This is a genomic window from Microbacterium cucumeris (genome assembly GCF_058349845.2).
Genome location: NZ_JBYRIZ020000003.1, coordinates 1 through 11,793 on the forward strand (window position 1 = coordinate 1; position 11,793 = coordinate 11,793).

7 protein-coding genes and 1 pseudogene are annotated in these 11,793 nt (G+C 69.8%); 1 reads left to right on the forward strand and 7 read right to left on the reverse strand.

From position 1 onward, the window contains the following. The 4 genes and pseudogenes from AC3RXZ_RS09190 to AC3RXZ_RS09205 all read right to left on the reverse strand — a co-directional run. Positions 1 to 999, reverse strand: a pseudogene (locus AC3RXZ_RS09190) (Ig-like domain-containing protein); the annotation flags it as partial. A gap of 59 nt (positions 1,000 to 1,058) precedes the next feature. Then, positions 1,059 to 1,628 carry a DNA-3-methyladenine glycosylase I gene (locus tag AC3RXZ_RS09195; RefSeq protein WP_491493820.1) on the reverse strand — a complete coding sequence of 190 codons (570 nt, stop codon included), beginning with the start codon at positions 1,626 to 1,628 and terminating at the stop codon, positions 1,059 to 1,061. Positions 1,629 to 1,662: 34 nt separating this feature from the next. After that, positions 1,663 to 3,717 carry an acyl-CoA dehydrogenase family protein gene (locus AC3RXZ_RS09200; protein ID WP_491493821.1) on the reverse strand — a complete coding sequence of 685 codons (2,055 nt, stop codon included), beginning with the start codon at positions 3,715 to 3,717 and terminating at the stop codon, positions 1,663 to 1,665. Positions 3,718 to 3,861: 144 nt separating this feature from the next. Continuing rightward, positions 3,862 to 5,295, reverse strand: coding sequence for an MFS transporter (locus tag AC3RXZ_RS09205; RefSeq protein ID WP_491493822.1), 1,434 nt, complete (start codon positions 5,293 to 5,295; stop codon positions 3,862 to 3,864). An 87-nt stretch (positions 5,296 to 5,382) separates the two neighbouring features. On the opposite strand from AC3RXZ_RS09205, the gene AC3RXZ_RS09210 reads away from it, so the two are divergent. Next, on the forward strand, positions 5,383 to 5,799 hold the full coding sequence (locus tag AC3RXZ_RS09210) for an OsmC family protein (RefSeq protein ID WP_243229174.1): 417 nt from the start codon (positions 5,383 to 5,385) through the stop codon (positions 5,797 to 5,799). On the opposite strand, the gene AC3RXZ_RS09215 is transcribed toward AC3RXZ_RS09210, so the two are convergent. From AC3RXZ_RS09215 to AC3RXZ_RS09225, 3 genes are all read right to left on the reverse strand, one after another. Then, positions 5,792 to 6,916 carry an HTTM domain-containing protein gene (locus AC3RXZ_RS09215; RefSeq protein WP_491493823.1) on the reverse strand — a complete coding sequence of 375 codons (1,125 nt, stop codon included), beginning with the start codon at positions 6,914 to 6,916 and terminating at the stop codon, positions 5,792 to 5,794. The two genes, AC3RXZ_RS09210 and AC3RXZ_RS09215, sit on opposite strands and share 8 nt — an antisense overlap. Next, positions 6,913 to 7,737, reverse strand: coding sequence for a DUF5819 family protein (locus AC3RXZ_RS09220; RefSeq protein ID WP_491493824.1), 825 nt, complete (start codon positions 7,735 to 7,737; stop codon positions 6,913 to 6,915). The genes AC3RXZ_RS09215 and AC3RXZ_RS09220 overlap by 4 nt, the downstream gene beginning before the upstream one ends. Before the next feature lie 72 nt (positions 7,738 to 7,809). Continuing rightward, positions 7,810 to 11,718, reverse strand: a complete 3,909-nt coding sequence (locus AC3RXZ_RS09225; protein WP_498265585.1) for a choice-of-anchor G family protein — start codon at positions 11,716 to 11,718, stop codon at positions 7,810 to 7,812. Between the last annotated feature and the right edge of the window lie 75 nt (positions 11,719 to 11,793).

Here is an 11,793-nt window from a genome sequence, read left to right on the forward strand (position 1 = left end):
CCGGACGAACACCCCAGAACCCGACCACGCACCATACGAACACCCCAACAACGACACCGGCGCCGCAGGAGAACCCTCCGACCCGGCCTCGGACACGGCGATCTCGCCGCCGTCGAGGGGAACGCGCAAGAGCTGGCCGGCCGTGGCCACCGTGACGGAGTCGGCCGAGCCCGAGGCCTGCTGCAGGACGGCCGAGTCGGCTTCGGGGATCTCGGTGCGGAAGCCGCCCGGCGTCGTCACGACGCCCTGAGCAGGATCGAGCACCACCGGGACGTCCCCCACGGCGGTGATGGTCGGCTCGCTGTCCTTCTTCAGCCCGTCCACACCGCCGGAGGTCGGCTCGAGGGGATCGCCCTGCGCGTCGACCGGGATCGTGTACACCCGGGCATCCTTCGGCGACACGGCGTAGACCGTCCCGTCGGCGCCGACGGTCACGTCCGCGTTCGCCCCGAGCTCGAGCAGCGGCTTCTCTCCGGCGACTTCGAATCCGGCCAGGCCCGTCACGGGCCTGATCCAGAGACCTCCCGACTCGGTGTCGAGGATCGCGGTGGTCTTCTCGCCCAGCGCCACCTTGCTCGCACCGGGGATCGCACCGCTGTCGCCGAGCTTCACGTTCGCGGGATCGACGGTCGTCACCGTCGACTCGTCGCGGTTGACGACGACCACGGTCGCCTCGTCCTGCAGGATGTCGAAGTTCTCACCCGTCGTCCGCAGACCGCCGTCGAGCAACGTCGACTCGTTGTTGAAATGCCCCACCAGCAGACTCGACGACTTCGTGATCCACACGCCCCCGTCGTTCAGATCCACCTCGGTCGTCGGGTTGCCCTCATACGCGAAAGCCAACGTGGTGATCGTCACCGCCGCGACCGTGACGGCGGCTGCCGAGGCCAGCGTCTTCGGGCGCGCACGGACCCAGCTCAGCACCTTCATTCGGCTGGTTCCCCCCTGGGACAGTTCGGACGTCATCGAACGCGGCGCGTTCGCTCTGGGCGCGGACATGCCCCGGCCATCTTAACCAGGGCTCCTGGGAACGCGGATGGGGAGAACTGCCCACCCGATCAGGCGGCGCGCCAGCAGCCCTCGACGTGATCGTCGACCATGCCGGACGACTGCATGAGCGCGTACATCGTGGTCGCTCCGACGAAGCGGAAGCCGCGCCGACGCAGTTCCTTGCTCATGGCGGTCGATTCGGGTGTCACCGCCGGGACGTCGGCGAACTCCCGCGGGCGCGGTCTCGGCGCCGGGGCGAACGACCACATCAACGCGTCCAGTTCCCCGTCGGCCATGGAGGCGACGAGCCGGGCGTTGCCGATCGTGGCCTCGATCTTGGCGCGGTTGCGGATGATGCCGGCGTCCCCCATCAACCGTTCGACGTCCTCGTCGTCGAACAGCGCGACGCGCTCGGGCTCGAACCCGGCGAACACCTCGCGGAATCGGGGACGCTTGCGCAGGATCGTGATCCAGCTGAGTCCGGCCTGGAACCCCTCGAGCGACATCTTCTCGAAGAGCGCGCGATCGCCGTGCAGCGGCCGCCCCCACTCCTCGTCGTGATAGCGCTCGTACTCGGCATCCGATCCGACCCAGGCGCAGCGTGTCCGGCCATCGGATCCGGAGGTGAGCGAAGTCATCCGCCCACGCTATCGCGCACAGCAGGACCGGGAGTCAGCGCTTCTTCGCCTTCAGCGCCTTCTCGGAGATCGGGGCACGACCGGATGCCTCGAGCTCGGCGTAGTACGCGCGGGCCTCGTCCTGACGCTGCTGCTCCGCGCCGGACGCGATGGGCGCGCGGACGTGCTCCGCCTCGTACCCGAACGCGTCGACCAGGTCCAGCGCATGCGGACGCAGTCGCGCGCAGAGCCGGTCGATATAGCTCGACACAGCGGCGGCTCGCTGCGTCGAGAGGCGCCCGTTGATGAGGTGCCAGGACAGGTGCTTCTCGATCAGGTGCAGGCCGAACAGGTCCCGCAGCCACGTGAGCACCTGCCGGGTGCCCTGATCGGTGACGCCGTGCACGGCATCCGTGAAGGCCTCCCACTGCAGGAGCTCGCCGTGCGCGCGAGCCGCTTCGATCAGCTCCGCCTGGTTCTCGTTGAACAGCTTCTCGCCGAGCGCCTTGTCCTTGCCGGCCGGACGCAGGCGCCCGGCGATGTCGGCGACCATCTGCTGCACGCGTTCGGTCAGCAGCTGGTGCTGCTGCTCCTCCCGCAGCCCGAGCTCCACCGAGCGCGCCGTCGAACCGAGATCGGCGACGGCCTGCCCGAGCGCGCGCAGTCCCGCGCCGTGGAAGACCTTCCCCGCGGTCTGGCCGACCGCGTACTTGGCGAGCGCCGCGGCATCCTTGCCCTGGAACTGGCGCGCGTAGTCGGTGAGGAGGCGCTTGCCGACCAGTTGCAGCAGCACGTTGTTGTCGCCTTCGAAGGTGACGTAGATGTCGAGGTCAGCACGCAGTCCCACCAGACGGTTCTCGAACATGAACCCGGCTCCGCCGCACGCCTCGCGCGCCTCCTGGAGCGTGTCCAGCGCGTGCCACGTGGACAGCGGCTTGAGGGCGGCGGCGAGGGTCTCGAGGTCCTCCCGGTCGTCCGGGGTGTCGGTGCGCCCGGAGAAGACGCCGTCGAACTTCTGCAGGAACTCGTCATGCGCGAAGATCTGCGCATAGGTCGTCGCAAGACGCGGCAGCAGGCGCCGCTGGTGCTTCCCGTAGTCGAGGAGCACGACCTCCTGCCCGTCGGCGCCGTCGAACTGCCGGCGCTGGGTCGCGTAGGTGATCGCGATCTTGAGCCCCAGTGCGGATGCCCAGGACGACGCTCCGTCCAGGGAGACGCGTCCCTGAACGAGGGTCCCGAGCATCGTGAAGAAGCGGCGCCCGGGGCTGTCGATCGAGCTCGTGTAGGTGCCGTCCGCGGCGACGTCGCCGTACTTGTTCAGCAGGTTGGTGCGCGGGATGCGCACCTGGTCGAAGCTGAGGCGGCCGTTGTCGATGCCGTTGAGTCCGCCCTTGAGGCCGTCGTCCTCGCGTCCGATGCCGGGCAGGTCCTGGCCGTCCTCTCCGCGCAGCGGGACGTAGAAGCAGTGGACGCCGTGGTTGACCCCGTTCGTGATGAGCTGGGCGAACACGGTAGCGGCGATGCCGTGCAGCGCCGCGTTGCCGAGGTACTCCTTCGTCGCACCGCGGAACGGCGTGTGGATGACGAACTCCTCGGTGTCCGGGTCGTACGTCGCCGTGGTGCCGACGGCCGCGACATCCGACCCGTGCCCGATCTCGGTCATCGCGAACGCGCCGGGGATCGTCAGGTCCATGACGCCGGGCAGCCACTTCTCGTGATGCTCGGCCGTGCCCAACTGCAGGATGGCCGAACCGAAGAGCCCCCACTGCACTCCCGACTTGATCTGCAGGCTGGGATCCGCGGCGACGAGCTCCTCGAAGCCGGCGATGTTGGCGCCGTTGTCCTCCTCGCCGCCGAACCGCTTGGGGAACGCGCGGTGCACGGCGCGGTTCTCGACGAGCAGGTGCAGCTGGCTCAGCACCCGCTCGCGGTGCTCGTCCTTGCCGAGTTCGTCCTTGCGCCAGAAGGCCGAGTCCTTGATCATCTCGCGGGCATGACGACGGGTGTCGGCCCACGTTCCGAGCAGCAGCTCGTTCACACCCGGGATGTCGATGCGCGGGGCGTTCTCATCGGTGGGAGCGGTCTGGGGGCGGACGGCGGCGTCGACCATGGATCTTCCTCTCGGAGGCAATCAGGATGCTTCGATGGTAGATCTGCGACAACGACCACGGAACTCGGCTGTGGATCTGGTCCAACCGGGACGCCCCGCGAGGTCGGCAGGCGTTGTCGCGTCCCCACAGATGCCGACGGGTGCTCAGTCGAGCGCGTCCTCGGCGTCGACGTCCTTGCCAGTGGGATCCCAGGTGATGACCAGCAGGGCGATGAGACCCGCCAGCGGTGCGAGCGCGACGATCCAGAACACGCCGGTCGACAGCGCCGCAGCCAGCACGGGGAAGAACACCAGCGAGGCGATGGAGAAGACGCGCTTGACGGCCTCGTTGAAACCGACGCCGACGCCGCGCAGTCGCGTCGGGTAGGACAGCGTCGCATAGCTCATCAGGTTCGCGCCGGGTCCGCCGGCCTGGGCGAACACGAAAGCCGCGAGCATCGCGATCGAGATCATCACCAGGGCGCCGGTCGGGATGCCGACGATCGCGAGCGTGATGAGCGACGCCGCCTGGATCGCGAATCCGATGATCGTGAGCCGTCGGGCGCCGAGGCGGTTGACCAGGCCGACGCCGAGGATGCCTCCGGCCGCACCGAAGCCGAGATTGATGACGAGAGCCGAAAGGATGGTGACGAGCGGACCCTGCTGGAAGAGCATCGAGATGATCAGCGGCGTGCCGTACGCCACCGCGTTGTACCCGAAGGTCGAGAACACCGACACGCACAGGGCGGCGATCGTGCGCAGCCGGTAGCGGGCGGCGAACAGCTCGCCGTACTGCCGCCAGTGCCCGGTGCGCGCCTTCGTGGTGCGGGTGGTGTCGGCATCCTCGGCGAGTTCGACGTCGAGGCCGTGGTGCGAACGCATGACGTCCACGGCACCGCGCAGGTCTCCCTGGTCGGCCAGCCACTGCGGCGACTCGGCCATGTACTTGCGTCGCACCAGCAGCACGATGATCGCCGGCACGGCACCGAAGCCGACCACGACGCGCCACAGGATGCCGTGCTGCGCGACCGGAAGCAGCAGGAACACCGCGAGCACCAGCAGGTAGCCGAACCCGGTGGCGATGTACCAGGCCGGAGACCACGCGTTCACGCGCTGCGACCGGCTGCCGGAGCCGCGCAGCTTGGAGAACTCGGCGAGGAAGGCCATGGCGACGGGAAGGTCGAGGCCGACGCCGATGCCCATCACGAAGCGGAAGAAGATGAGCACCCATTCGTTCGGTGCGAGGGCGCAGCCGATCGCGGCGACGACGAAGAACGCCATGTCCGCCATGAACAGCTTGTAGCGGCCGAACCGGTCGACCAGCATGCCGCCGAACACGGCACCGACCACCGAGCCCACCATGATGGCGGCGTTCACGATGCCGGTCATCAGCGGGTCCAGGCCGAACTCCTCCTTGACGGCGGTGATGCCGAAGGCGAGGGAGGAGAAGTCGTAGGCGTCCATGAAGATGCCGCCCAGGGCGAGCACGATGATCGCCTTCGTCTTCGCGCCCTGGGATCCCTTCTCCGCGAGCAGCGCGTGCACGTCTCGCGCCGTGCGGATGACCGCGGGCGCGGTGGTCGTCTGGTCGAGGCTCATGATCGCCAACGCTAGGACGCCGTGCGTCGATCGACGTCATCGGGCGTCACGAATCGTCATGCCCGTTCGGCGTCGTACGGTGGGAGCATGAGCGCCGTGTACCGCACCGAGGCCGTCAACCGCACCGGAGCGGACGGGGTCAGCGCCGTCTCCGGCGGACTCGCCGTCGCGGTCTCCTCACCGTTGGGCACCAATCGGGATGCCGAAGCCACCGATCCGGAGCAGCTGCTCGCCCTGGCGTGGGCGACCTGCCTGAACGGCACGGCTCAGGTGATCGTCGCCGGGGCCCGGCGCACGGCGGTGCGCGTGGAGGTCGAACTGCACCCGGCCGTGCCGGGACCGGGCTACGAGTTCCGCGTCGACGGCTACCTGTCGATCGAGGGAGCCTCGGATGCCGAGGCGCACGAGATCCTCGCGGCGGCGCACGCGCGCTGCCCCGTCTCGAAGCTGCTGCGCGACGCCGCGACAGTGCACGTGCACACGGAGGCGTACGCGATCAGCTGAGCGATCGCTGGGGCGGAGGTGCCGCCTTGGCCTCGTTCCATCGCCGGACGACACCCGCGCTCAGACGTCCCCAGGTGCGGTCCCGGATGAAGATCGCGTCGATAGCGATCATCGTGAGCGAGAACCACGGGAGCCCCATGAGCACGGCGATGCCGATGTGGAACGACAGGATGCCGAGCAGACCGATCAGACGCGTGGGCCGGGTGAGGAGCATCAGGGGGAAGGCCACCTGCAGCAGGATCGACCCCCAGCTGATGGCCACGACCATGGGTCCCCACGAGGTCACGAGGTCGCTCAGCACGGGCCAGGTTCCGAAGCGCGCGGTCTGCAGCGGATCATAGACCGCCCAGCCCTGGGCCCACGGGTCGCCGCCTGCCTTGTAGAGCGCGCCTGATGCGTAGACGAAGCACACCTGGGCGGTGAGGGCGACCAGAGCGAGATTGTGCAGCATCGTGCCGATGAGGGCAGGCTGGCTTCCCTGAGCGAACCATTCCCCCTTCTTCGCCCGTCGGCGCGCGTCGATCGACCAGCGTGCGGCCGGGTCGGCGAAGAACAGCAGGATGAGGGCGATGCGGAACATGTTGTCGCCCTGGTCTCCGACCATGTCGTTCGCCTCGATGAACCCCACCCACAGGCAGAAGAAGATCGGCAGGACGATCCGGAAGCGCCAGCCGATCGTGAAGAGCACGGCCATGCCCACCAGCACCACGTACAGCAGGGTGTACAGGGCCGCGTCGCCCATGACGGCATGGAAAGCGCTGAAGATCCAGATCCGCGGGAAGTCGCTCACCGGCTGGGCGAGCTCTCCGTTCCAGGCGGACCCGGGTCCGAACGTGTACAGCCGGGTGCCGAAGTTGGAGATCAGCAGCCCCAGGGCCGTGACACCGAACAGGATCCGGGTGACGGCGAGCCCGTAGAGAGCCTTCTTGCCGTTGAACAGCCAATCGTTCAGGAAGGCGGAGATGCGGTCGATCGCGGTGAGCACCATCGCCCAGAAGCCCGAGATCATCGAGCCCGCGAAGGTCAGCAGACGAGTGGGCAGGGATGCCTGCGGCGTCGGGAGCGCGTCGGCTTCGTCCGACGCCGACACCGTGGGCGCCTCTCTCACCTGGCTCATTTCTGCGTCCTCTCGAACTGGGAGCGGAAGACGTCGGCGAAGTCGTCACGGCTCTGCCCCTCCTCCTCGACGGGGCCGCGCCAGCCCGTCGTGGAGAACGTCGGGTCGGGCCGCTGCGCCGTCGGGTCGTTCCTTTCGGCGTACGGAACGACGTTCTGACGACTGACGCGGTACTGCACACGCACCACGTCATCGCCCCAGATCGCGTAGGCGACCTGCGTCGCGTAGGCGGTGGCGAGATGCTCCTCCCGCATGTACGCCTCGGTCGACGGCCCCTCGCCCAGCTCATCGAAGGAGCGCGCCATCCACTCCTCCCAGTCCTCGGCTGCGAAGTCCAGCGCGGCCACCGCCTGCTGCTTCTCGTCGAGCTTGTTGTAGGCGTTCATCTGACCGCTCGCGACCTCGCTGGACTGGATGCCGGCCCGCGGCGGGAACAGGTTGTATCGGATCATCGACAGCTCGACGTCGGTGGCGCTGACCCAGCCCGTCTCGATCTCCTCGCCGTCCTGCTCGATCACCGCGCGCACGTTGAAGTGGTAGTCGCCGTTGATCGGCTCGGGCGCGAACACGCTCCAGGACTGACCGAAGAGCGGGAGCATGTAGCCGGACAGCACCTCCTGCGAGGGGATCTCCCGCAATGCGGAGTACGGGGCGATCCACAGGAACGACGCGAAGATGTGCCACAGCGTCAGGAGGCACGCGGCGAAGGCGATCAGCTTCACCCACCATGCCGGGCGAGGTCTGGGCACGGCCTCCGTATCACCCTGCGCGGTTTCCCGCTCGTCCAGCGCCGTTTCGGGCTCATCGATCGTCGTGCTCATGCCTCATCCGTTTCACCGCTGAAGGTCGGGGCCGTCCAGACTGGACGACCCCGACCTTACAGTGTCGTGCCCTTACTCCGCGGCAGCGACCGCGCGCCGCGACCGGGCGACCAGCGCCGTGCCGAGACCGAGCATGAGGAGCAGGACTCCCAGCGCGATCCAGCCGAGCGGCACATCCGATCCGGTGCCGGCGAGTCCGTCGGCGACCACCTCGAAGGTCCCCGCGACGCTCCCCGACTCCGCGCCCGTCAGGGTCACGGTGTGCGTGCCCAGATCCGCGTCGGCCGGAATCGTCCACGTGAAGGTCACGGTGCCCTCGCCGTCGGCGACCTGCGTGCCCAGCGCGACCGGGTCGGACGTCATCACTCCGGTGACGACCTCACCCGGCTGGAAGCCGGTGCCGATGGCGGTCTGCTGGTCTCCGCGCTCCAGCTCGGGAACCTTGACCGTGATGCCGAGCTGACCGTCCGGGTCGGCGTTCGCCGAAGCGCTCGCCGCCGGGTCGGCAGCCGCCGCAGCCGAGGCGTCCGTCGCGGCGTTGGCCGAAGCCGCTGCCGAAGACGTCGCCGTCGACGCGGCCGAAGCCGCAGCCGCAGCGTTGGCATCGGCGGCAGCCGAGGTGTCCGCGGTCGTGCTCGCCGAGTTGTCCGCCTGCGCCGACGCCTGGGCGGCGACCGCCGCTGCGGCGTTGACGTCGGTGGTCGCGTCGGCGGAGGCAGCGCTCGTCGCGGTCGCCGTAGCTGCCGAAGCCGCAGCGGCCTCCGCGTTCGGGTCTGCCGCAGCATCCGCCGCCGTCGAGGCGTCCGCCAGGGCAGCAGCCACAGCGGCCGCCTGCGCGGCAGCGTTGTTGTCGCTGTCGGCCTGGGCGGAGGCCGCCGCCGAAGCCGTGGCGTTGGTGTTGACCTCAGCCGCAGCCGCCGGGTCCGCGTCCGCGTCGGCTGCCGCTGTCGCCGATGCGTCGTTCGACGAGGTCGCCGTCGCCGCCACGGACGCTGCAGCGGCCGCATCGGCATCCGCCGCAGCCGAGGCATCGGCCGCAGTGCTCGCCGAGTTGTCCGCCTGCGCCGCAGCCTGCGCGGCCACGGCCGCCGAAGCGTTGGCATCGGTGGTCGCATCCGCCGACGCGGCGCTGGTCGCCGTGGCCGTCGCCGCCGAGGCCGCGGCGGCCTCGGCGTCCGGCGTCGCGGCTGCATCCGCGGCCGTGGAGGCGTCCGCCAGAGCTGCGGCGACTGCCGCCGCCTGCGCGGCAGCGTTGTTGTCGCTGTCCGCCTGAGCCGACGCCGCCGCCGAAGCCGTGGCGTTGGTGTTGACCTCAGCCGCAGCCGCAGGGTCGGCATCCGCGTCGGCGTCGGCCGTGGCCGCCGTCGAGGCGTCGGTGGACGAGTTGGCGATCGCCGCCGCCTCGGCCGCGGACGACGCGTTCGCGTTGGTCGCGGCCGATGCCTCCGCAGCCGTGTCGCTGGTCGCATCGGCGAGAGCAGCGGCCTGAGCGGCAACCGCGGCGTTCGCGTTCGCAGCCGACGTCGCGTCGGCCGTGGCGGTGGACGACGAGGTCGCAGTGGCTGCTGCCGATGCCGCCGCTTCGGCGGTGGAGTCCGCCGCCGCCGTCGCCTCCGACGTGGCGTCGGCATAGGCGGCCGCCTGAGCCGCGACCTCGGCCACGGCATCCGTCGTCGCGTCGGCGTTCGCCGATGCGGACGCCGACGCCGCCGCGTTCGCGTTCGTCGAGGCCTCCGAGGAGGCGTCGGTCGACGAGTCCGCCGTCGCCGCGGCCTGAGCCGCCACAGCGGAGTTCGCGGTGGCCGTGGCCGTCGCCGCCGCTGCGACATCGTCCGAGGCATCCGCCTGCGCCGCGGCCTGCGCCGCCACAGCGGCCTGAGCGTTCGCGTCCGTCGTCGAGTCGGAGGAGGCGGTCGTGGACGCGTCCGTCGTCGCTGCGGCCTGGGCCGCGATGCTCGCGTCGGCGTTCGCCGCCGCGGTCGCGGCGGACGTGGCGTCGGCCAGTGCCGCCGCCTCAGCCGCCGCCTGAGCGGACGGGTCGCCGTCGGCGGTCGCGTCTGCCGACGCGGATGCCGAAGCCGCCGCGTTGGTGTTCACGTCGCCGGGATCGGCGGCCGTGACCTCGACCGTGTCCTCCGCGGTGATGGCGCCGGCCGTACCGGTGATGGTGAAGCCCGTGCCGGGCACCGTGTCCGCCGGGACGGGGTAGGACGTCGTGAACGCGCCGCTCGCGTCGGTGTCGACCGTCACGGCCGTGCCCACGAGAGCGTCACTCGCGTCCCTCAGCTCCAGCGTGACCGTCGTGCTCGGCGGCCAGCCGGTACCGGAGACGGCGAGGCTGCTGCCCGCCGGGACCGTAGAGGCGGCGTCGATGGCTGCGACCGCAGCAGCAGCCGCGCGCACCGTCGAAGATCCGAGATCGAGGTTGAGCGCGCCGAGCCCGGGGAGCAGTTCGAGACTCAGGGCGTTCGCCGTGAACGACTCCGCCCCCAGCACTCCCGGCTCCTCCTGCTCGTTGATCGTGATCTCGACGACCTGGTTCAGGGCGCCGAGCAGCGGGTCGAGACCGGTGACGACCGGGTTCACGATGCCGTCGACCGTGCCGGCCAAGCCACCGGTGACGGTGCCGAGCAACGTGCCGATGACCGGTGCGAGGCCGTCGGTGAGCAGGTTGATGACCGGGGTCGTGATCAGTCCGAGCAGCTGTCCCACGGGAATCCCGAGGAGGTCGCCGTCCACGGACACCACCGGATCGCCGGCGACCGCACCGGTCAGCTGACCGAGCGTCGCCTCGACGATGACGTCGACATCTGCCGCACCGACCCCGAGAACCGACAACTCGGCTCCCAGCGTGATCGTGACGGCCAGATTGTTGACCAGATCGGTGACGGCGTCGACGACCTTCGTGCTCAGCGTTCCGAGTGCCGCGCTGACCGCCGAGGTGATCGCCGTGATCGCCGCGTCATCCAGCACGAGCGTGTTGGGGTCCAGACCGTTCAGATCCGTCGCGTCCGGCCCGTTGACGACCTTGGCGAGATCGATCGAGACGACCCCCGTGCCGAGGTCGATCGACGCGATGCCGTTCGGATCGGCGAGCGGTTCGATGAGGAGCGTGTCACTCGCGGCGGCGATCGCGGCATCCAGATCGTCGATGGCGATCGTGCCGCCCCCGATGGCGATGTCCAGCAGAAGCGGGATGCCCAGATCCAGGTCGACCGCGCCGACGACAGTGTCCAGGACGCCGCCGGTCCCCACCGCGGCGTTGAGCGTGTCGCCCACACCGGTGAGAACGCCGTCGAGCGACGTCGCGACCGTGCCGACGAGCGGGCTGGAGATGTCCAGCGACAGATCGGTGACGGCGTACTCCGAGGTGAATCCCACATCACCCGGCACGCCCGTGGCGGTCGCGGTCGAGGCGAGAGCGCCGACCTCGAGCCCGAGGTTGTCGACCACCTGGTCGGTGATGCCGTCGATGCCCAGCTGCGCGAGCAGATCGGTGAGGTTCACCGTCGCGTTGTCGAAGGCCGCCGGGTTCTCGGGGTCGATCGCGATCGCGCCGTCGGCACCGATGACACCCGAGCTCGCGGTCGAAGACGTCGCGGAGGGCGAAGCGGCGAACGAGCTGAGCGTGCCGAAGTCGCCGAGGTCGAGCAGACCGGGTCCGCTGGGCCCCGAGATCAGGGGCAGCTGAAGCCCGCCGCCCAGGTCGACCGTCAGGGCGCCCAGCAGGCTGACGTCGAGCGGTGTGACATCGGGTCCCACGTCGCTCGGGTTGCCGCTGATCGCCTGCGAGACATCGAGGATGTCTCCACCCAGGAGCTCCGTGCGGATCACCTGTCCCAGGGACTCGGAATCGTCTGTGGGAAGGGCATTGGCCGCCATCGGCGCCAACCCGCCTCCCAGGACGACTGCCGCGGCGGTGATGCCGGCGAGTCCTCCTACCGCTCTGCGCCTGCGCAGAGTTCTGCCCTTGCTGTCCATCCAGTGCCCTCCCGTGATGCGGATAGCTCCGCTCCACAAGACCCTCCCCAGGCGTCGGCGCTCGCCGACAAGGCT